The organism is Mycobacterium timonense, assembly GCF_025821985.1.
Classification (GTDB): domain Bacteria; phylum Actinomycetota; class Actinomycetes; order Mycobacteriales; family Mycobacteriaceae; genus Mycobacterium; species Mycobacterium avium.
Window position 1 is genome coordinate 102274 of record NZ_JACKSY010000013.1, and the last position, 20218, is coordinate 122491.

19 protein-coding genes are annotated in these 20218 nt (G+C 71.0%); 6 read left to right on the forward strand and 13 right to left on the reverse strand.

Going from position 1 to position 20218, the window contains the following annotated elements:
* Positions 1–704: 704 nt before the first annotated feature.
* Genes whiA through uvrC form a run of 4 tightly spaced genes read right to left on the reverse strand, consistent with a single transcriptional unit; the run spans position 705 to position 5624 of the window.
* A complete protein-coding gene (gene whiA / locus H7I87_RS03795; protein ID WP_003872529.1) occupies positions 705–1682 on the reverse strand; it encodes a DNA-binding protein WhiA in 978 nt (325 codons plus the stop codon).
* On the reverse strand, positions 1679–2743 hold the full coding sequence (yvcK, locus tag H7I87_RS03800) for a uridine diphosphate-N-acetylglucosamine-binding protein YvcK (protein WP_024637268.1): 1065 nt from the start codon (positions 2741–2743) through the stop codon (positions 1679–1681). Before yvcK ends, whiA begins: the two co-directional genes overlap by 4 nt.
* A gap of 8 nt (positions 2744–2751) precedes the next feature.
* Positions 2752–3648, reverse strand: coding sequence for an RNase adapter RapZ (gene rapZ, locus H7I87_RS03805; RefSeq protein WP_009977630.1), 897 nt, complete (start codon positions 3646–3648; stop codon positions 2752–2754).
* 32 nt (positions 3649–3680) lie between these two features.
* Entirely contained in the window at positions 3681–5624 is a 1944-nt protein-coding gene (gene uvrC / locus H7I87_RS03810; RefSeq protein ID WP_023871210.1) for an excinuclease ABC subunit UvrC, read from the reverse strand.
* A 114-nt stretch (positions 5625–5738) separates the two neighbouring features.
* On the opposite strand from uvrC, the gene H7I87_RS03815 reads away from it, so the two are divergent.
* The 3 genes from H7I87_RS03815 to H7I87_RS03825 all read left to right on the forward strand — a co-directional run bounded on the left by H7I87_RS03815 (position 5739) and on the right by H7I87_RS03825 (position 8977).
* Positions 5739–6920: a cupin domain-containing protein gene (locus H7I87_RS03815; RefSeq protein WP_023863995.1), complete on the forward strand. Its 1182-nt coding sequence runs from the start codon at positions 5739–5741 to the stop codon at positions 6918–6920.
* A gap of 145 nt (positions 6921–7065) precedes the next feature.
* A complete protein-coding gene (locus H7I87_RS03820) occupies positions 7066–8535 on the forward strand; it encodes a PPE family protein (RefSeq protein ID WP_062909445.1) in 1470 nt (489 codons plus the stop codon).
* A 103-nt stretch (positions 8536–8638) separates the two neighbouring features.
* The gene (locus H7I87_RS03825) at positions 8639–8977 is read left to right on the forward strand and encodes a hemophore-related protein (RefSeq protein WP_003872536.1); all 339 of its coding nucleotides are present in this window, start codon (positions 8639–8641) and stop codon (positions 8975–8977) included.
* Between the two features lie 33 nt (positions 8978–9010).
* Here H7I87_RS03825 and H7I87_RS03830 read toward each other — a convergent pair whose 3' ends face one another.
* From H7I87_RS03830 to H7I87_RS03845, 4 genes are all read right to left on the reverse strand, one after another.
* Positions 9011–9475, reverse strand: a complete 465-nt coding sequence (locus H7I87_RS03830) for a PH domain-containing protein (RefSeq protein WP_003872537.1) — start codon at positions 9473–9475, stop codon at positions 9011–9013.
* Positions 9472–9954, reverse strand: a complete 483-nt coding sequence (ribH, locus tag H7I87_RS03835; protein WP_009977644.1) for a 6,7-dimethyl-8-ribityllumazine synthase — start codon at positions 9952–9954, stop codon at positions 9472–9474. The genes H7I87_RS03830 and ribH overlap by 4 nt, the downstream gene beginning before the upstream one ends.
* A 67-nt stretch (positions 9955–10021) precedes the next feature.
* Positions 10022–11299: a bifunctional 3,4-dihydroxy-2-butanone-4-phosphate synthase/GTP cyclohydrolase II gene (locus H7I87_RS03840; protein WP_003872539.1), complete on the reverse strand. Its 1278-nt coding sequence runs from the start codon at positions 11297–11299 to the stop codon at positions 10022–10024.
* Between the two features lie 121 nt (positions 11300–11420).
* On the reverse strand, positions 11421–12020 hold the full coding sequence (locus H7I87_RS03845) for a riboflavin synthase (RefSeq protein WP_023871214.1): 600 nt from the start codon (positions 12018–12020) through the stop codon (positions 11421–11423).
* Between the two features lie 118 nt (positions 12021–12138).
* Here H7I87_RS03845 and H7I87_RS03850 point away from each other — a divergent pair, with 118 nt between their 5' ends.
* The gene (locus H7I87_RS03850) at positions 12139–12846 is read left to right on the forward strand and encodes an LppX_LprAFG lipoprotein (protein ID WP_003877628.1); all 708 of its coding nucleotides are present in this window, start codon (positions 12139–12141) and stop codon (positions 12844–12846) included.
* Complete coding sequence (locus H7I87_RS03855) at positions 12843–14399, forward strand: MFS transporter (protein ID WP_003872542.1); 1557 nt, start codon at positions 12843–12845, stop codon at positions 14397–14399. Before H7I87_RS03850 ends, H7I87_RS03855 begins: the two co-directional genes overlap by 4 nt.
* Here H7I87_RS03855 and ribD read toward each other — a convergent pair.
* From ribD to fmt, 4 genes are all read right to left on the reverse strand, one after another.
* Entirely contained in the window at positions 14396–15421 is a 1026-nt protein-coding gene (ribD, locus tag H7I87_RS03860) for a bifunctional diaminohydroxyphosphoribosylaminopyrimidine deaminase/5-amino-6-(5-phosphoribosylamino)uracil reductase RibD (RefSeq protein WP_011725427.1), read from the reverse strand. The two genes, H7I87_RS03855 and ribD, sit on opposite strands and share 4 nt — an antisense overlap.
* Complete coding sequence (gene rpe, locus H7I87_RS03865) at positions 15418–16116, reverse strand: ribulose-phosphate 3-epimerase (RefSeq protein WP_003872544.1); 699 nt, start codon at positions 16114–16116, stop codon at positions 15418–15420. Before rpe ends, ribD begins: the two co-directional genes overlap by 4 nt.
* A 261-nt stretch (positions 16117–16377) precedes the next feature.
* Positions 16378–17772 (reverse strand): RsmB/NOP family class I SAM-dependent RNA methyltransferase, encoded by a 1395-nt coding sequence (locus tag H7I87_RS03870; RefSeq protein WP_033727104.1) that lies wholly within the window; start codon positions 17770–17772, stop codon positions 16378–16380.
* Entirely contained in the window at positions 17769–18716 is a 948-nt protein-coding gene (gene fmt, locus H7I87_RS03875) for a methionyl-tRNA formyltransferase (protein ID WP_031347726.1), read from the reverse strand. The genes H7I87_RS03870 and fmt overlap by 4 nt, the downstream gene beginning before the upstream one ends.
* 157 nt (positions 18717–18873) lie before the next feature.
* Between fmt and H7I87_RS03880 the strand changes: the two genes are divergently transcribed.
* Positions 18874–19701, forward strand: a complete 828-nt coding sequence (locus H7I87_RS03880) for a class I SAM-dependent methyltransferase (RefSeq protein ID WP_011725430.1) — start codon at positions 18874–18876, stop codon at positions 19699–19701.
* Between the two features lie 5 nt (positions 19702–19706).
* Here the strand turns inward: H7I87_RS03880 and H7I87_RS03885 are convergent, their stop codons facing one another.
* Positions 19707–20192, reverse strand: coding sequence for a MarR family winged helix-turn-helix transcriptional regulator (locus tag H7I87_RS03885; protein ID WP_003872548.1), 486 nt, complete (start codon positions 20190–20192; stop codon positions 19707–19709).
* Positions 20193–20218: the final 26 nt, after the last annotated feature.

A 20218-nucleotide genomic window follows, 5' to 3' on the forward strand; every position in this document is an offset into this window, starting at 1 on the left:
GGGTTACGGAATCGCCCTTCGCCACGATCGGCCGGCATCGCCGGCGCCGCCGGGCCGCGCCGCGAGCGCTGGGAGTCGGCGCTTCGGCGAACAAGTCGCCGATATACCTCTTTACCTCGGGCAAATCCGGCACGGCGAGGCGGTGAATGGGTGTCGCAAAGCCGGAGCGGGCGTTCCCCGGGCGGCTATCGGTGAATAAAAATCTCGATACCACAAATTGTGTTGGCCGCGGATTTGTTTAGCCATCGCACCCGCACGGCGGCGCGCGACCGCCCATCGGAACGAGCCCGCCAGCGCGGCGTCAGCGGGAAAATGGGTGGTGGAGCACGTAATCCGACGTGGTGCAGCCGATATGCCCGTGACTCATATCGATTTCAAAGAAATTATGTCATCGCTATGAAATTTGCTGTCCAGGAGACTCGCCTTTAATCGGCACTTGACCGGACCGGCACGCCAAGTTACGCGCGCGAATTTACCCCGTCAGCATGCTATCGAATGCGCCGACCCATATTCAATTCATAGAATTCGGTGTGGCAGGGACACGGCAGGGGTGAAAGGGTGACTCGGGGCGGCGTGCCCGCGGCCACGCACGCCGACACTCTCGGCGAATCGGGCGCTGCGAGCCAGGGGCGCCCCACGACTCCGCGCCGCGCTCCGGGCTTTGCCAGCGCGACGACGCGCCGTCGGCGCGCATCGCCACCGCGCTAGGCGTCCTCGAGCAGGTCCGGCGTCACCGCCGACTCGGTGTCGGGAATGCCCTCGATCTTGGCCTTGCGGTCGGCCATCGACAACAACCGCCGAATACGGCCCGCCACAGCGTCTTTCGTCATCGGCGGGTCGGCGAGGCGTCCCAGCTCCTCCAGCGAGGCCTGCCGGTGCTCGACGCGCAGCTTGCCGGCCGAGGCCAGATGGTCGGGCACGGTGTCGCCGAGGATCTCCAGCGCCCGCTCCACCCGGGCCGCCGCCGCCACCGCCGCCCGCGCCGAGCGGCGCAGGTTGGCGTCGTCGAAGTTGGCCAACCGGTTGGCCGTCGCGCGCACCTCGCGCCGCATCCGGCGCTCCTCCCAGATGAGCCGGGTGTCCTGGGCGCCCATCCGCGTCAGCAGCGCGCCGATCGCCTCGCCGTCGCGCACCACCACCCGGTCGGCGCCGCGCACCTCGCGGGCCTTGGCGCTGACCCCCAGCCGGCGCGCCGCGCCCACCAACGCCAGCGCGGCCTCCGGCCCGGGGCAGCTGACCTCCAGCGCCGACGAGCGGCCCGGCTCGGTCAGCGACCCGTGCGCCAAGAACGCTCCGCGCCAGGCGGCTTCGGCGTCGGCGATGCTGCCGCCCACCACCTGGGCGGGCAGCCCCCGCACCGGGCGGCCCCGGTTGTCCAACAGGCCGGTCTGGCGGGCCAGCGCCTCGCCGTCGTTGGCCACCCGGAGCACGTACCGGGTGCTCTTGCGAATCCCGCTGGCGGACAACACATGCACGACCGCGTTGTAGCCGTAGAGCTCGAAAATGTCCTTGCGCAGCCGCCGCGCCACGTTGCCCAGATCCACCTCGGCCTCGACCACGACGCGACCGCCGACGATGTGTAGGCCGCCGGCGAACCGCAGCAGGGACGTGACCTCCGCCCGGCGCGCACTGACCGATTTCACGACCAGGCGGCTCAGTTCGTCCTTGACTTCGGTCGTCATCGCCACGCGTCGTCACCCCTTGGTCCGCTGCCGGCCGGTCCGTTGCCACCTGCCGGTGGGCTTGCACCGTCAACCCGAATATCCGCGGTGGCCGTGACCGGGGATGCGCCCGGGGCCTTGCGGGCCGCCCGGACCCCGTCCAGGGCCGCCGCGAGCTTGCCTGGATCATGTAAAGGTGTACCAGGTCTGGCCACGTCGGCGAAGTGGACCTCGGCCGAAAGCAGTGTGGCGGTGCGGCGCAATTGCTCGCGTTCCCGCTCGCTGGGCACCCGTTCGGCGTCGATGATGATGTCGTGCACGGTGAATCCCGGTGCGTGCTGGGCGAGTACGTGCAGATGACGCTCGACAGAGAAGCCCGCCGTCTCCCCCGGCTCGGCCACCAGGTTGAGCACCAGCGCGCGGCGGGCGGTGGTCGCCCGTAGCGCCGCCGCCAGCCCGGGCACCATCACGTGCGGAATGACGCTGGTGAACCACGAGCCCGGGCCGAGCACCACCAGGTCGGCGGCCATGATGGCGTCGACGGCCTGCCGGGTCGCCGGCGGGTTGTCCGGCAGCAGCCGCACCCGACGCACCTTGCCGGGCGTGGTCGCGATCGCCACCTGCCCGCGGATGACCCGGAACATCCGCGGATCGGCCTCCAGGCCCGACACGTCGGCCTCGATCTGCAGCGCGATCGGGCACATCGGCAACACCCGGCCCTTGACCCCGAGGATGCGGCCCAGCTCGTCGAGGGCGGCCACCGGGTCGGCCAGCACCTCCGAGAGCCCGGCCAGCATCAGGTTGCCGATCGGGTGCCCGGCCAGCGCGCCGCTGCCGCCGAACCGGTGCTGCAGGATGGTCGCCCACAGTCGGCCGTGCGGGCTGTCAGAAGCCAAGGCCGCCAACGCCATTCGCAGATCGCCCGGCGGCACCACGCCCAGCTCGCTGCGCAGCCGGCCCGAAGACCCGCCGTCGTCGGCGACGGTCACCACGGCGGTGACATAGGGGGTGAGCCGGCGGGCCGCCGAGAGCGTCGCGTACAGGCCGTGTCCGCCGCCCAGCGCGACGATGCCCCGGTTGATCGGCTCGCTCATTCGCGGCCCAGATCCCGGTGCAACACCCGCACCGACAGTTGGGCCTCACCGTGCTGGGCCTGCAGCCGTTGCATCAGCGCCTCGGCGATCGCCACGCTGCGATGCTTGCCGCCGGTGCAGCCAATGGCGACCGTCATGTAGCGCTTGCCCTCCCGGCGGTAGCCGTCGACGACCAGAGACAGCAACCGATGGTAGGCGTCGAGAAACTCGGCCGCGCCGGGCTGGCCCAACACGTAGTCGCGCACGGCGGGATCCTGCCCGGTGCGGGGCCGCAATTCGTCGACCCAGTGCGGGTTCGGCAGGAAGCGCACGTCCATCACCATGTCGGCGTCCATCGGCAGGCCGTACTTGAAGCCGAACGACTCGACGGTGACGCTGATGGTCGCGCTGGCGCCGCCGCCGAACGCCCGCTCGATGGTCTCGCGCAGGGCACGCACCGACAGCGTCGAGGTGTCGATGATCAGATCCGCGGTGGCCCGCACCGGCGCCAGCATCCGCCGCTCGGCGGCGATGCCCTCGGCTAGCGTCTGATCGCCCTGCAGCGGATGGCTGCGGCGGTTCTGCTCGTAGCGGCGCACCAACATGTCGTCGGATGCTTCCATGAACACCACCCGCGGAGCGATGTTGCGGGTGGCCAGTTCGGTGCGCACCGAGTCCAGATCGCCGGTGAAACCGCGCGACCGCACGTCCATCACCACCGCCAGCTGGGTGATCCGCGAGCCGGCGTCCATGCCCAGGTCGACCATCCGGGTGATCAGCTGCGGGGGCAGGTTGTCGGCCACATACCAGCCGAGGTCCTCGAGCACCTTGGCCGCGGTACCCCGTCCGGCGCCGGACAATCCGGTCACCAGCACGACGTCGATGCCGGCCCCGTTTTCCAGGTGCGCGTCCACCGGCCGGCTCCCCGCGAGCTCACCCGGGCCCGTCACGGCGCGGCCTTGGACTCGTCGGGCCGCAACGCCTCCAGGACGGCGGTCGCGGTGGCCACCCCGATGCCGGGTACGGCGGTGATCTGGTCGACGGTGGCCTCCTTGAGGCGGGCTATCGATCCGAAATGGCTTACCAACGCCTTGCGGCGATGTTCTCCCAATCCTGGCACCGAATCCAGCACCGATGCCGTCATTCGCTTGGATCGCTTGCTGCGATGGTAGGTGATGGCGAACCGGTGCGCCTCGTCACGGACGCGTTGCAGCAGGTACAACCCCTCGCTGTTGCGCGGCATGATGACCGGATCGGGCTCCGAGGGCACCCACACCTCTTCCAGCCGCTTGGCCAGGCCGATCACCGCGACGTCGGTGATGCCGAGCTCCTCCAGCACCGCGCTGGCCGCATTGACCTGCGGCGCACCGCCGTCGACCACGTACAGGTTGGGCGGGTAGGCGAACCGGCGCGATTTTCCTTCCGGCGAAAGCATATTCGGGTCGTTCTGCTCGCTCAGGTGTCGCGCGAACCGGCGCCGGGTCACCTCGGCGATGGAGGCGACGTCGTCGGAGCGCCCCTGCCCGGCGGCTTCCCGGATCGCGAAGTGGCGGTAGTCCGATTTGCGCGGCAGGCCGTCCTCGAACACCACCAACGACCCCACCACGTCGGTGCCCTGCACGTGGCTGATGTCCACGCACTCGATGCGTAGCGGCGCCTCGGACAGGCCGAGGGCCTCCTGAATGTTCTGCAACGCAGCCGATCTGGCGTTGAAGTCGCCGGCCCGCTTCAGCTTGTGTTGCTGCAGAGCCTCTTTCGCGTTGCGCTGCACGGTTTCGGCCAGCGCCCGTTTGTCGCCGCGGCGCGGCACCCGCAACGCCACCCGCGACCCGCGCAGCCCGGACAGCCAGCTGGTCAGCTCGTCGGCGTTGGACGGCAGGCAGGGCACCAGCACCTCGCGCGGCACCGGGTTCACCGATTCGTCTGCGGCGCCACCCAATTCGGCCTGCTCGCCGTAGAACTGGGCCAGGAACTGCTCCACAAGCTGTTCCTCGCCGGAATCGCCGGGGTCGGCGGACTTCTCCACGATCCAGCCGCGCTGACCGCGCACCCGGCCGCCCCGCACATGGAACACCTGCACCGCGGCCTCGAGTTCGTCGTCGGCGAAGGCCACCACGTCGGCGTCGGTGCCGTCGCCGAGCACCACGGCCTGTTTCTCCATCGCCTGCTTCAGCGCGCCCAGGTCGTCGCGCAGCCGGGCGGCCCGCTCGAAATCGAGTTCGGCGGCCGCGGCGTTCATCTGCTGTTCCAGCTCCCGGGCGAACCGGTCGGTCTTGCCGGACAGGAAGTCGCAGAAGTCGTCCACGATCTGGCGGTGCTGCTCGGCGCTGACCCGACCGATGCACGGCGCCGAGCACTTGTCGATGTAGCCGAGCAGGCAGGGTCGGTCAATCTGCTTGTGTCGCTTGAACACTCCCGCGGAGCAGGTGCGGGCCGGAAACACCCGGGTGAGCAGGTCCAGCGTCTCGCGGATGGCCCAGGCGTGCGAGTACGGCCCGAAATAGCGCACCCCCTTGCGGCGCGGGCCGCGATAGACCATCAGCCGCGGGAACTCCTCGTTGAGGGTGACGGCCAGCACCGGGTAGGACTTGTCGTCGCGGTAGCGGACGTTGAAGCGCGGGTCGAATTCCTTGATCCAGTTGTATTCGAGCTGCAGCGCCTCGACCTCGGTGTTGACCACCGTCCACTCGACCTTGGCCGCGGTGGTCACCATCTGCCGGGTGCGCGGGTGCAGGTTGGCGACGTCGGCGAAGTAGGACGTCAGCCGGCTGCGCAGGCTCTTGGCCTTGCCGACGTAGATGACCCGCCCGTGCGGATCCCGGAATCGGTACACGCCGGGCTCGACCGGGATGGACCCGGGTGCGGGGCGATAGGTGGCGGGATCTGGCACAGATCCAGGCTAGTAGCCGGCGGCGACGCGGCCGGCACGGTGCGGCGGCCGGTCTACTGTGGGGCATACCGCTCGCCACGGGCGACCCGTTGCGACTGAGGGGTTGGGAGGGAATTGGCCGTCGAGTCCTCGCTTGCCTGGTTGCTGCGGCCCCTTGGGGTCGACGCCTTCCTGAACGAGATCTGGGCGACCCGGCACCATCACATCGACCGCTGCCGGCCCGGCTACTTCGACGGGCTGTTGCCGGGACCCTCGGCCGTCGACGGGCTGCTGGAGCAGGTGCGGCCGGACCCCGCCGCGGTGCGGCTGGTCAAGGACGGCGAGGACCGGGATCCGGCCGGTTACCGTCGCGGCGACGGCACGCTGAACGCCGGCGGCGCCCGCGACGGCCTGGCCGACGGTTACACCCTGGTGCTCAATGGGCTGGAGCGGTATCTGCGCACGGTCGCCTCGCTGTCGCACGCGATCGAGGTCGAGCTGAACTTCCCCACCCGGGTCAACGCCTACGTCACTCCCCCGCACTCCACCGGGTTCGTCCCGCACTACGACCCGCACGACGTGTTGGTGCTGCAGATCGAGGGCTGCAAGACGTGGCGGGTGTCCGACGGGCCGCCCGTGCCACCGCAGCAGATCCAAAGCCGCAAGGGCGTCGGCGCCGACGGCCCGGCGTCGTGGACCGATGTGTGCCTGCGACCCGGCGACGTGCTGTATCTGCCGCGCGGCCAAGTGCATTCGGCCCGAACACATTCCGAGCCGTCGGTGCATCTGACCGTGGGGCTGCACGCGCCGACGGTGCTCACCCTCGTCACCAGCGCGCTGCACGCGCTGAGCCTGCGCGATCCCCGGGTGCACGACCGGCTGCCGCCGCGCCATCTGGACGACGCCCATGTTCGCGCCGGCTTGGGCGAGGCGGTGCGCGACGCGGTGCGGGCCCTGGACGACGACGCCGTCATCGCCGACGGTCTCGGCGCGATGGAGGAGGTGTTGGTGCGGCGCGGCCGGTGCCCACCGGTCGGGTCGGTGCGCGACACGGTCGGGGTGGACGGGCACACGCTGGTGCGCAAACACCAGCCGCTGTATGCCCGGGTGACGCGCGCCGGCGACGGCGTGGTGCTGCAGTTCGCTCAACTGTCGGTGAGCGCCGGATCCGACCACGAGGCCGCGATGCTGTTCCTGGCCGGCCGCGCCGAGCCGTTCCGGGTGGCCGAGCTGCCCGGGCTGAGCGCCGCGCAGCAGATCGGGCTGGCGCAGACGCTGATCCTGAACGGGTTTCTGGCCCGGCTGTCCGACGACTGACAGTCAGCTTCGCATTTCCGGTGAATCCGCCGGAATCTATCCGTATCTGCGGATATCTTCGGGTTACCCTCCATTACCTACGGGTCGCCTCGTTCGTCGGGGAGGAGCGCGTCATGGCAGCAGGGTCCGCCGCGGGGAGACGGCGATGACCATGCCGATCTGGGCCGCCTTCCCGCCGGAAGTGCATTCGGCGGCGCTGTCCAGCGGACCCGGCCCCGGGTCGTTGCTCGCGGCCGAGCAGGCCTGGCAGGCGCTGAGCGCCGAATACGCCTCGGCCGCCGCCGAACTCGGCGACCTGCTGGCGGCGGTGCAGGCCGGCACCTGGCAGGGCCCCAGCGCCGAGGCGTTCGTGGCCGCGCACGTGCCCTATCTGGTATGGCTGTTGCAGAACAGCACCAACAGCACGGCCGCGGCCCGGGAGGCCGAGACGGTGGCCGCGGCCTACACCGCCGCGCTGTCGGCGATGCCGACGCTGGAGCAGCTGGCCACCAACCACGCCGTCTTCGCGCAGTTGGTGGCGACGAACTTCTTTGGCGTCAACACGATTCCGATCGCGCAGAACGAGATCGAGTATCTGCAGATGTGGCTGCAGGCGGCCACCACGATGGCGATCTACGAGGCGGTGTCGGAGACCGCGATGACGTGGAAACCGCCCACCGCGCCGCCGCCGCAGATCCAGAAAACCGGCGTCGCCAACCAGGACGCCGGCGGCGGCCCCACCCAGCTGAGCTGGTGGGTGACGCGGGTGCAGGAGGTGGCCAGGGCCATCAGCGGCGACCTGAGCCAGTCGCTGTCGAACCCGTCCGCGACGTTGTCGGACCTGATGAGCGATCCGCTGCTGGCCACCGAGGTGCCGCACTGGGCGGGCGAGTCGCTGCTGTACTTCACTCCGCAGGTGCCGCAGTTGACCCAGCTCTCGTTCGGCCTGATCGCGCCCTTCATCCCCGCCGCCGTGGGGGCGCCGGGTGTGGCCGGGCTGGCCGGACTCGCCGGGTTGGCGGGGGGCGCCCCCGCGCCCGTCCTGCCCGGGGTGGCGGCCGCGCCCTCCGGCGGTGGAGCCGCTGCCGTGCTGGCCCCCGGCCCGGGCGCCTCCGCCGCGACCGTGTCGCCGGCCCCGGCGCCCGCGGGCACGCCGGCCACCGCACCGGCCCCGGTCGGACCACCCACGCCGCCGCCAGCCACCGGCGTTCCCGGCTTCAGCGCCCCGTACGCGGTCGGGCCGCCCGGCCTCGGGGCCGGCGGAAACCTGTCCGCCGGGACCCGCGCCGGACAGACGTCACCCGATTTCGCGACGGCGGCGGCGCCGGCCGCGGCGGACCGGCGCGAACAGGTCCGCCGCCGGCGGCGCCCGCGGCCGGGTCAGATCGACCCCGGATACCGCCACGAATACCTCGACACCGACCCCGGCGGGGACCCCGAATCCGTGACCGCCTCGGACCGCGGCGCCGGCTCGATCGGGTTCGCCGGCACCACCGGCACGACCGGTTCGGCACCCGTGGGGTTGACCACAGTCGCCGGTGATGCGCTGGACGACGGCCCGCGAATGCCGCTGCTGCCCGGCAGCTGGAGCGGCGAAACCGAGGACCCGGAAAACGGGCAGGTCGGGGGCGGCTGAGCGGGCCGCGGGGCGGGGCGGCCGGTTTGGCCGGCCTCAGTTCCGGCTACCAAGCTTCTAGCTCAACGTAGAGTGGGTGCGAAGCGATGGAGGGAGTCCGTAAATGATGAAGCGCTCGTTGGCCAAACTGGCCGTCACCGTCGGCGGCCTGGCATTGGCGTCGACCGCTGGGGCCGGGGTCGCGTCGGCCGACCCCGATTACGGTCCGATGATCAACACCACCTGTAGCTACGACCAGGCGATGCGCGCGGTCCACGCGGAAAACCCGATGGCCGCGCAGTACCTCGACCAATCGCCGCCCAACCAGCAATTCCTGCAGCAGTATCTGGCGTCGTCGCCCGATCAGCGGGTGAACCTGCTGCATGCGATCGAGCACAACCAGGGCGCCCAGCAGGCGCTGCCAATCTTCCAGCAGATGATGACGGACTGCACCCGGTACTGAGCGTCCGCTGACCCGGCCCCCTGCGCGGCCGGGTCAGCCCTGCAGGTCGGGGCGATAACGCGCCAGCAGTGAGCGCACGGTGTCCATGGCGTCCACGGCACGGCCCTTGTCGACGGCCTGGATGGCCATCACCGGGATGTACTCGTCGTCGGGCAGGTCGATGCGCGCCCACCGGTGACCCACCGGGAACGAGACGCCGACGACGTCGGGCCATTCGATCAGCTTGTCGCCCAACAGGTTTCGGACCGACACACCGGCCGGACCGATCCGCAGCCGGGGCCGCGCGAACAACAGCACCACGCCGGCGATCACCAGGCCCAACACCGCGATGGCCACCTGGTCGGAGGTGCGGAACACCACGCCGGTGGATCCGACCTTGAGCAGCAGGCCCAGGGCGATGTGCGCGGCGGCGATGAGAACCGCTGCCCCGTAGACGAATAACGGGGTGCGGTGCGGGCGCAGTACCACATCCCAGCGTTCGGGTTCCGGCGGGGTCACGACCGAGCGCGCAACTCACGCAGGGTGAGCGCGGCGGACAGCGCCGCCCCGGCCGCCTGCGCCCCCTTGTCCTCGGCCGAGTCCGGCAGCCCGGCCCGGTCCAGCGCCTGCTGCTCGTTGTCGGTGGTCAGCACGCCGTTGGCGACCGGCGTCGACGCGTCCAGCGAAACCCGGGTGATGCCCTGGGTGACGGCGTCGCAGACGTACTCGAAATGCGGTGTCTGCCCGCGGATCACGACGCCCAACGCGACGACGGCGTCGTGGTTGCGGGCGAGTTCCTGTGCGACCACCGGGATTTCGATGGCACCGAGCACGCGGACCACCGTGGGGTTCTCGACTCCCGAGTCGGCGGCGACTTTGCGGGCACCGGCCAGCAGCGCGTCACAGATCCGACTGTGCCAGGTGCTCGCCACGATGCCCAGCCGCACGCCGGACGCGTCGAGCGCCGGCATCTCCGGCACGCCGGCGGCTGGGCTCATGGGCGCCACTCCTCCTCATCGCTTCGCTCTGCACCATCGCTCCGCTCTGCATCATCGCCGGCGCGGCTCACAGGGCGCCGCCGAATTCGCCTGGCAGATGGACCGATTCGTGAAAATCATCCAGGCCGGCCAGATCGTGGCCCATCTTATCGCGCTTGGTCATCAGGTAACGAATGTTCTCGGCGTTGGCGCGCACCGGCAGCGGCACCCGCTCGATGATGTGCAGACCGTAGCCGTCCAGCCCCACCCGCTTGGCGGGGTTGTTGGTCAGCAGCCGCATCGAACGCACCCCCAGATCGACCAGGATCTGCGCGCCGATTCCGTAATCCCTTGCGTCAGCAGGCAATCCGAGTTTGAGGTTGGCGTCGACGGTGTCCTCGCCGGCGTCCTGCAGCTGGTAGGCCTGCAGCTTGTGCATCAGCCCGATGCCGCGGCCCTCGTGCCCGCGCATGTACAGCACGATGCCGCGCCCCTCGCGGGCCACCATGGCCATGGCGGCGTCGAGCTGGGGTCCGCAATCGCAACGGCGCGAACCGAACACGTCACCGGTCAGGCACTCCGAGTGCACCCGCACCAGCACGTCGTCGCCGTCGGAGTTGGGGCCGGCGATCTCGCCGCGAACCAGCGCGACGTGTTCGACCTCCTCGTAGATGCTGGTGTAACCGATGGCGCGAAACTCGCCGTGCCGAGTCGGGATCCGGGCCTCCGCGATGCGCTCGATGTGCTTCTCGTGCTTGCGGCGCCACTCGATCAGGTCGGCGATGGTGATCATGGCGAGGTCGTGTTCGTCGGCGAACACCCGCAGCTCGTCGGTCTGCGCCATCGAGCCCTCGTCCTTCTGGCTGACGATCTCGCAGATGGCGCCGGCCGGCTGCAGGCCGGCCATCCGGGCCAGGTCCACGGCGGCCTCGGTGTGACCGGGCCGGCGCAGCACGCCACCGTCCTTGGCGCGCAACGGAACCACATGACCGGGCCGGGTGAAATCCTCGGCGATGCTGGTGGGATCGGCCAGCAGGCGCATGGTGGTGGCCCGGTCCGAGGCCGAAATCCCGGTGCCCACACCGTTTCTCGCGTCGACCGTGACCGTGTAAGCGGTCCCGTGCTTGTCCTGGTTGACCGCATACATCGGCAGCAGGCCCAGGCGGTCGCAGATCGCCCCGTCCAGCGGCACACACAGGTAGCCCGAGGTGTAGCGCACCATGAACGCCACCATCTCCGGCGTCGCCTTCTCGGCGGCGAAGATCAGATCGCCCTCGTTCTCCCGGTCTTCGTCGTCGATGACGATGACGGCCTTGCCGGCCGCAATGTCGGCAACCGCCCTTTCGACGGAGTCCAACCTCGTCATCTCTGCTACCTCGCCGTCCCCGCTTGGCGGCGGGAACACTGTAGAAACGGCTCACACGAGAAGCCCACGTGTTGCATTCAGTATGAACCACGGCGGCGCCGCGGTTATTGCCATGGCTTGATCAGCGGGACATCAGCCGCTCGACGTACTTGGCAATCACGTCGACCTCGAGATTGACCTGCGTCCCCACCGGGGCGCCGCCCAGCGTGGTCAGCTCCCGGGTGGTGGGGATCAGCGACACCTCGAACCAGTCGCGGGGCTCGCCGCCCAGCCCGGACACCGTCAGCGAGATGCCGTCGACCGTGATCGACCCCTTCTCCACCACGTAGCGGGCCACCTCCGGCGGCACCTCGATGCGCACCACCTCCCAGTGCTCGGACGGGGTGCGCGCCACGATCCGCCCGGTGCCGTCGACGTGGCCCTGCACGATGTGCCCGCCCAGCCGGCTGTTGACGGCGGCCGCGCGTTCCAGGTTCACCCGGCTGCCGACCTGCAGCGCGCCCAGGTTGGACCGGTTCAGCGTCTCGCCCATCACGTCGGCGGTGAACCGGCCGTCGGGCAGCAGCTCGGCGACGGTCAGGCAGACACCGTTGACGGCGATCGAATCGCCGTGCCCGGCGTCGGCGGTCACCACGGCCCCGCGGATGGTCAGCCGCGCCGCATCGGCGAGCACGTCGCGGGCGGTCACCTCGCCGAGCTCCTCGACAATTCCGGTAAACATCCCCCCAGGCTAATTCGCCCCCGCGCAGGCTGGTGAGCAGGGCAAACACCGCCGCCTGTGAGACACCGGCCCCCCGCGTTCACCAGGGCAGTCACCGGCACCCTCTACGATGCTGGGTATGCAGACCCGCCGCCGCCTATCGGCCGTTTTCGCATCCCTGACCCTCGCCACCGCCTTGATCGCCGGCTGCTCGTCGGGCTCCAAGCAGAGCGGTGCGCCGCTGCCCGACCCCACCAGCCTGGTCAAGCAGTCGGCCGACGCGACCAAGAACGTCAAGAGCGTGCACCTGGTGCTGAGCATCCAGGGCAAGATCTCCGGGCTGCCCATCAAGACGCTGACCGGTGACCTCACCACCACGCCGGCCACCGCCGCGAAGGGCAACGCCACGATCACCCTGGGCGGCTCGGACATCGACGCCAACTTCGTCGTCGTCGACGGCACCCTGTACGCCACCCTCACCCCGAACAAGTGGAGCGACTTCGGCAAGGCGTCCGACATCTACGACGTGTCGGTGCTGCTCAACCCCGACAACGGGCTGGGCAACGCGCTGGCGAACTTCAGCAACGCCAAGGCCGAGGGCCGCGAAACCATCAACGGTCAGAGCACCATCCGGATCAGCGGGAACGTCTCGGCGGACGCGGTGAACAAGATCATGCCGCAGTTCAACGCCACCCAGCCGGTGCCGAGCACCGTGTGGGTCCAGGAGACCGGCGACCACCAGCTGGTTCAGGCCAACCTGCAGAAGAGCTCCGGGAATTCCGTGCAGGTGACGCTGTCGAATTGGGGCGAGCAGGTCCAGGTCACCAAGCCCCCGGTGAGCTCGTGACCGCTCAAACCGGGCGTCGCGTCGCGATCAGCGCGGGCAGTCTGGCGGTGCTGCTGGGCGCCCTGGACGCCTACGTGGTCGTGACGATCATGCGCGACATCATGACCGACGTCCACATCCCGATCAATCAGCTGCAGCGCATCACCTGGATCATCACGATGTACCTGCTGGGCTACATCGCCGCCATGCCGCTGCTGGGCCGGGCGTCCGACCGGTTCGGCCGCAAGCTGGTGCTGCAGGTCAGCCTGGCGCTGTTCATGGTCGGCTCGGTGGTCACCGCGCTGGCCGGGCACTGGGGCGACTTCCACCTGCTGATCGGCGGCCGCACCATCCAGGGTGTGGCCAGCGGCGCGCTGCTGCCGGTCACGCTTGCGCTGGGCGCCGACCTGTGGGCGCAGCGTAACCGGGCCGGCGTGCTCGGCGGCATCGGCGCCGCCCAGGAACTCGGCAGCGTGCTCGGCCCGCTGTACGGGATCTTCATCGTCTTCCTGTTCCACGACTGGCGCTACGTGTTCTGGATCAACGTGCCGCTGACCCTGATCGCCATGGTGATGATCCAGTTCAGCCTGCCCTCGCACGAAAAGGTGGAGCAGCCCGAGAAGGTCGACCTGGTCGGCGGGGTGCTGCTGGCGGTCGCGCTGGGCCTGGCGGTGATCGGCCTGTACAACCCGGAGCCCGACGGCAAGCAGATCCTGCCCAGCTACGGGTTGCCGCTGGTGCTCGGCGCGGTCGTGGTGGGGATCCTGTTTCTGCTCTGGGAGCGCTTCGCCCGTACCCGGCTGATCGAGCCGGCCGGGGTGCACTTCCGCCCGTTTTTGGCCGCGCTGGGCGCGTCCCTGTTCGCCGGCGCGGCGCTGATGGTGACGCTGGTGGACGTGGAGCTGTTCGGCCAGGGCGTGCTGGGCCAGGACCAGACGCAGGCCGCCGGGCTGCTGCTGTGGTTCTTGATCGCGTTGCCGATCGGCGCGGTACTGGGCGGGTGGATCGCCACCCGGGTCGGCGACCGGGCGATGACGTTCGTCGGGCTGCTCATCGCCGCCTACGGCTACTGGCTGATCCACTACTGGCGCCAGGACGTGTTGAGCCAGAAGCACAACGTGCTCGGGCTGTTCAGCGTCCCCGTGCTGCACGCCGACCTGTTGGTGGCCGGCGTCGGCCTGGGCCTGGTGATCGGGCCGCTGACCTCCGCCGCGCTGCGGGTGGTTCCGTCCGCCCAGCACGGCATCGCCTCGGCGGCCGTGGTGGTGGCCCGGATGACCGGCATGCTGATCGGTGTGGCCGCGCTGAGCGCGTGGGGCCTGTACCGGTTCAACCAGATCGTGGCGAACCTGACCGCCGCGATCCCGCCCAACGCCAGCCTGCTGGAGCGCATCGCCGCGCAGGGAACGATGTACCTCAAGGCGTTCGCCATGATGTACGGCGACATCTTCGCGGCCACCGTGGTGATCTGCATCGCCGGTGCGCTGCTGGGCCTGTTGATCGGCGGCCGCAAGGAACACGCTGAGGAACCGGAAATCGTTGAGCCGCAAGCGGTCTCGCTGGGTGAGCGTTAGCCGCTGCGCGGCACCAGGCTGAGCAGCAGGTCGGGGCCCACCCGGTCGACCCCGTCGAACTGCCAGCGCAGCGCCTTCGCGATCGTCGGCACCCCGACGTCGTCGACCGCGGTGACCGGGCCACCCAGCAGGGTGGGCGCGAGGTAGACCAGGATCCGGTTCACCAGCCCGGCCCGCACGAACGCGCCGGCCAGGGTGGGGCCGCCCTCCAGCAGCACGTCGGTGCGGTCCGACACCGCCTTGAGCACCTCGGCGGGATCATGCGTGCGGATCACCATGGTCCGCGAATCGTCGTTGAGAACCTTTGCCTCCGAAGGTATTTCGCGCATCCCGACGACCACTCGCAGCGGCTGCCGGTCGGCCAGCGTGCCGTCGGGCAGCCGGGCGGTCAACGCCGGGTCGTCGGCCAGCACCGTGCCGGTCCCCACCACGATCGCGTCGGCGGCCGCGCGGCGGCGGTGCAGGTCCAGCCGCGAGGCTTCGCTCGAAATCCATCGGCTGGACCCGTCGGCGGCCGCGCTGCGCCCGTCGACGCTGCTGGCGTATTTCCAGGTCAGATGCGGCAGCCCGGTGCGCTGCTTGTGCAGCCACTCCCGCAGCGGGCCGCCGGACACCTCGTCGGCCAGCAGCCCGGAGCGCACCGTCACGCCCGCCTCCTGGAGCCGACCCGCGCCGCCGGCGGCCTGCGGGTTCGGGTCGGCGACGGCGTAGACCACCGTGCTCACCCCGGCCTCCAGCAGCGCGTCCACGCACGGCGGCGTCTTGCCGTGGTGGTTGCACGGCTCGAGGGTGACGACGACGGTTCCGCCGGCGGCCAGGTCGCCGGCGCGGCGCAGCGCCAGGATCTCGGCGTGGTCGCCACCGGCCGGTTCGGTGCCGCCGACGCCGACCACCTCGCCGCGGCCGTCCAGGACGACGGCCCCCACCGGCGGGTTGGGATAGGTGTTGCCCTTGACCTGATTGGACTGTTCGATCGCCAGGCGCATCGCGGCGTCCAGGCGGTCGCCCAGCGACGCGGTCATCGACGCAGGTGCTGGGACGCGCCCAGGGCCTGCCGGCGCAGCGCCTCGACCGCTGCGGCCGGGTCGTCGGCGCCGTACACGGCCGACCCGGCGACGAAGCAGTCGACGCCGGCCTCGGCGGCCTGCTCGATGGTGTCGGCGTTGATGCCGCCGTCGATCTCGACCAGGATGGTCAGCTCCCCCGCGTCGATCAGCTTGCGGGCGGTGCGCACCTTGCCGAGGACTTCGGGGATGAAGCTCTGGCCGCCGAAGCCGGGCTCCACCGACATGATCAGCAGGGTGTCGAACTGCGGCAGGATCTCCAGGTACGGCTCCAGCGGGGTGCCCGGCTTCACGCTGATCCCCGCCTTGGCGCCGGCGGCGCGGATGTCGCGGGCGACGCCGATCGGGTTGTCGGTGGCCTCGGCGTGGAAGGTGACGTTGTGGGCGCCGGCCTCGGCGTAGGGCGGCGCCCAGCGGTCCGGGTTCTCGATCATCAGATGGCAGTCCATCGGGATCGTGGTGGTGGCCAGCAGGCTCTGGACCACCGGCAGCCCGATCGTGAGATTCGGCACGAAGTGGTTGTCCATCACGTCGACGTGCAACCAGTCGGCGCCGGTCACGGCGGCGGCTTCGTCGGCCAGCCGGGAGAAGTCGGCGGACAGGATCGACGGCGCGATCAGCGGTCCCCGCGGCTGTCCCGTGTTGCAAGGCATGAGCGCCAGACTACTGAAGCGGCGCCGCTCGGTTCACATCCGGCGCAGCGCCGACGCGGCCAGGTCCGTTCGGGTTCGCGGCCGCCCTACTCCGCTTCGCGGCGCAGCGCGGACGCGGCCAGGTTCATTTGTGTCGCGTCCGCGCTACTCCGCTTCGCGGCGCAGCGCGGACGCGGCCAGGTCCGTTCGGGTTCGCGGCCGCCCTACCCCGCTTCGCGGCGCAGCGCGGCCGCGGCCAGGTCCATTTGTGTCGCGTCGCCGCTACTCCGCTTCGCGGCGTAGCGCCGACGCGAACATGGCGTCGGTGCCGTGTCGGTGCGGCCAGAGCTGAACATGCGGCCCGTCGCCCAGGTCGGCGACCGGCTCGAACAGCGGCCGGGTGTCCAGCGCGCTGACCGGGTGGCGGCGCAACGCGTCGGCAACCACGCCGACCGTCTCGGCCAGGTGCGGCGAGCAGGTCGCATAGAGCACCACCCCGCCCGGCCGGGTCAGCGCGATCGCGGCGCCCAGCAACTCGCGCTGCAGCTTGGTCAGCGTCGGCACGTCGCCGGGCTGCCGCCGCCACCGGGCCTCCGGCCGGCGGCGCAGCGCCCCCAGCCCGGTGCACGGCGCGTCGACGAGCACCCGGTCGAACGCCGGCTGCAGGCCGGTGTGCCGCCCGTCCACCCGCAGCACCTCGACCGGCAATCCGCGGGTGTTCTCGACCACCAGGTCCGCGCGACGCGGCGCCGGCTCGACCGCGGTGACCCGGAACTGTGGCCCCGAAAACCTTTGGGCGCCAAGGGAAGCCAGCAGAGCCGTCTTGCCGCCCGGCCCGGCGCACAGGTCCAGCCACCGTCCGCAGTCGCCGTCCACCGGGGCCAGCGTCAGCGCCCGGGCCACCAGTTGGCTGCCCTCGTCCTGGACCAGGGCCAGCCCGTCGCGCACCGGCGCCAGCCGGCCGGGGTCGCCGCCGGCCAGATACACCGCGAAGGGCGAGTGGCGGCCGACCGTGCCGCCCACCGCGTCGGCCAGCTCGGCGGCGGTCAGCGCGCCCGGTCGCGCCGCCAGATGCACCTGCGGTCGTTCGTCGTCGCTGGCCAGCACCGCGTCGAGTTCGGCCGCGGCGGCGCCCAGCGCGTCGGCGAAGGCCTGGGCGATCCACCGGGGATGGGCGTGCACGAACGCGGCGTGTCCGATCGGATCGCGGGCCGGGTCCGGGGCTAGCTCCTGCACCCAGGACCGCTCGTCGCGGCCGGCGATCCTGCGCAGCACCCCGTTGACGAAACCTGCTCGCGCCGAGTCGAATTCGATGGCGGCCTGCTCGACGGTGGTGGACACCGCGGCGTGGGCATCCACCCTGGTGCGCAGCAACTGGTAGGTGCCCAGGCGCAGCAGGTCGAGCAGCACCGGGTCGATGGCTTCCGGCGGGCGCCCGGCCGCCGCGCCGATGACCGCGTCCAGCAGGCCCCGGGTGCGGCAGGTGCCGTAGGTCAGCTCGGTGGCGAATGCGGCGTCACGGCCGGTGATTCCGCGCTCGCGCAGCAGTGCGGGCAGCGCCAGGTTCGCATACGCGTCGCGCTCGCTGACCGCCCTCAACACCTCGAAGGCCGCACCCCGGGCCGGGTCCAGCGGCCGGCGCCTCTTGCCGCGCCCCCGCTGCTGTGGCCGGCTCATGTGGCCCGCGCCGCGGGATCGAGCCGGGCGCCGCGCGCCCAGTCCACGGCGTTCATGAATTTCTTTCCGGGCGGCTGGATTTGATCCAACCGCACCGGATCGGATGCGGTGCCCACCCAGACGCTCTTGCGGTCGACGTGAATTGCGCCGGGCGGCAACGGTTCCGGCGGAGCGGGCAGGTCGGAGGCCGCGCCGAGCCGCACGGGTCCGAGTTTGATGCGCAGGTCGCCGATCACCGTCCAGGCGCCCGGGTTGGGCGTGACGGCGCGGATGCGGCGCTCCACCACCGGCGCCGGCAGGTCCCAGCGCACCCGGGCCTGCTCGACGGTGATCTTGGGCGCGATGCTGACGCCCTCGGCTGGTTGCGGTCGCGGCGTCAGCGTCGAGTCGGCGATGCCGTCCAGGGTGGCGGACAGCAGCTCCGCGCCCGAAACCGCCAGTCGCGCAAGCAGTTCCCCGGCGGTGTCGGTGGGGCGGATCGCCTCGGTCACGACCCCGTAGATCGGGCCCGAGTCCAGGGCCGGCTCGATCCGGAACGTCGTCGCCCCGGTGATGGTGTCCCCCGCCGCGATGGCCGCCTGCACCGGCGCCGCGCCGCGCCAGGCCGGCAGCAGCGAGAAGTGCAGGTTGATCCACCCGTGCGGGGGAACCGCCAGCAGCTCGTCGCGCAGCAGCGCGCCGTAGGCCACCACCGCGCAGCAGTCCGGCGCCAACTGCGCCAGTTCGGCGACGAATTCGGGCGAGTTCGGCCGCGCCGGCCGCAGCACCGGGATTCCGCGGTCGAGCGCCTCGCGGGCCACCGGCGACGGCTCGGGCTTGCCGCGCCGGCCGGAAGCGGCGTCGGGCCGGGTCAGCACGGCGATCACCTCGTGGCGCGGCGAGTCGAGGAGGCGACGCAGCGCCGGCAGCGCGGGTTCGGGCGTACCGGCGAAGACGAGGCGCACCGGCACAGTCTAGAAAGCCCCGGCGAAGTACGGCCGCGGCGTCGCACAGAAATTGCGTGCGTACACTATTGCTTGTGGCTACTATTGCTCAGAGCAATTGTTTGTCCGGGGTGGTCCCACCTCGCGACATCGCCTTTCCGTCCCACCAGGAGGCCAGATGACCCTCGACACCACCACTGCCGACGCTTCGGTGGCCGCCCGCCATCGCACGGTATGGGCGCTGGGCGACTACGCCCTGATGGCCGAGGAGGTGATGGCCCCGCTGGGTCCCACCCTGGTCGAGGCCGCCGGGATCGGGCCGGGCGTGCGGGTCCTCGACGTCGCCGCCGGCTCGGGCAACATCACGTTGCCGGCCGCCGCCGCCGGCGCGTCCGTCGTCTCCACCGACCTCACCCCCGAACTGCTGCAGCGGTCGCGGGACAGGGCCGCCGGCATGGGGCTGACGATCGACTACCGGGAGGCGAATGCGCAGGCGCTGCCGTTCGGCGACGGCGAGTTCGACGCGGTCGTCTCCGCGATCGGCGTGCAGTTCGCCCCCGACCACCAGCGCGCCGCCGACGAGCTGGTCCGGGTGTGCCGGCCGGGCGGACGGATCGGGCTGATCAGCTGGACCCCGGAAGGCTTCTTCGGCCGGATGCTGGCCACCATTCGGCCCTACCGTCCCAGCCTGTCGCATCCGGTGCCGCCGGCGGCGCTGTGGGGCCGCCCGGGTTATGTGCGCGCGCTGCTGGGCGAGCGGATCGGCGAGATCACCACCGCGCGGGGCATGTTGCCGGTGAACCGGTTCGGCAGCGCCGAGGACGTGCACGCCTACTTCAAGCAGCACTACGGCCCGACGATCGAGGCGTACGCGAACATCGGCCACAACCGGGTGCTGGCCGCCGAACTCGACGCCCAGCTCGTCGAACTCGCCGCGCAGCACCTCAGCGACGGCACCATGGGCTGGGAGTACCTGCTCGTCACCGCCGAAAAGCGAAGCGGCTGAACGGTTTACAGGTCGATCTCGGCGTCCAGGTGGACGTCGGGCTCGCCCCCGGCAGCGGTGAAGGCGGTCAGCGCGCGCACCAGGCCGTGCCGCTCCGCGGGCGGCATCTTCGCCACGATGGCCGCGATCTCGGCGCGCCGGTGCGCGGTGACCTGGTGCACCACGTCGCGGCCGCGGGTGGTCAGCGCGGCGAGCAGCTCGCGCCGCGAGGTCGGGTGCGGCAGGCGGTCGATCAGCCCCGCGGCCACCAACCGGTCGACCATCCGCCCGGTGGCCGACGGTTGCACACCCAGCAGCCCGGCCAGGGTGGCCAGGTTGACCGGGCCGCGGTTGGACAGGATGACCAGGGTCCGGAACTGCGGGATGGTGATGGTCTCGTCGACCTGCCCGACCGAGCGGGCCGAGATGGCCATCAGCAAACGGGAGGCCGTCAGCAAAGCGTCGGTGATCGCGTCCAGCGACTCGTCAACCGTGGTGTGGTCCGCGGCCATATCGCCCCTCTCGGGATGGTCTCCGG

Bases quoted from the DNA above. Each gene is read 5' to 3' on its own strand.
- whiA (WP_003872529.1), bottom strand. From the start codon at position 1,682: ATGACGACCGAAGTCAAGGACGAACTGAGCCGCCTGGTCGTGAAATCG.
- H7I87_RS03870 (WP_033727104.1), bottom strand. From the start codon at position 17,772: ATGAGCCGGCCACAGCAGCGGGGGCGCGGCAAGAGGCGCCGGCCGCTG.
- rpe (WP_003872544.1), bottom strand. From the start codon at position 16,116: ATGCCTTGCAACACGGGACAGCCGCGGGGACCGCTGATCGCGCCGTCG.
- H7I87_RS03845 (WP_023871214.1), bottom strand. From the start codon at position 12,020: ATGTTTACCGGAATTGTCGAGGAGCTCGGCGAGGTGACCGCCCGCGAC.
- H7I87_RS03880 (WP_011725430.1), top strand. From the start codon at position 18,874: ATGACCCTCGACACCACCACTGCCGACGCTTCGGTGGCCGCCCGCCAT.
- ribD (WP_011725427.1), bottom strand. From the start codon at position 15,421: ATGACCGCGTCGCTGGGCGACCGCCTGGACGCCGCGATGCGCCTGGCG.
- H7I87_RS03825 (WP_003872536.1), top strand. From the start codon at position 8,639: ATGATGAAGCGCTCGTTGGCCAAACTGGCCGTCACCGTCGGCGGCCTG.
- H7I87_RS03850 (WP_003877628.1), top strand. From the start codon at position 12,139: ATGCAGACCCGCCGCCGCCTATCGGCCGTTTTCGCATCCCTGACCCTC.
- H7I87_RS03840 (WP_003872539.1), bottom strand. From the start codon at position 11,299: ATGACGAGGTTGGACTCCGTCGAAAGGGCGGTTGCCGACATTGCGGCC.
- ribH (WP_009977644.1), bottom strand. From the start codon at position 9,954: ATGAGCCCAGCCGCCGGCGTGCCGGAGATGCCGGCGCTCGACGCGTCC.
- H7I87_RS03820 (WP_062909445.1), top strand. From the start codon at position 7,066: ATGACCATGCCGATCTGGGCCGCCTTCCCGCCGGAAGTGCATTCGGCG.
- H7I87_RS03885 (WP_003872548.1), bottom strand. From the start codon at position 20,192: ATGGCCGCGGACCACACCACGGTTGACGAGTCGCTGGACGCGATCACC.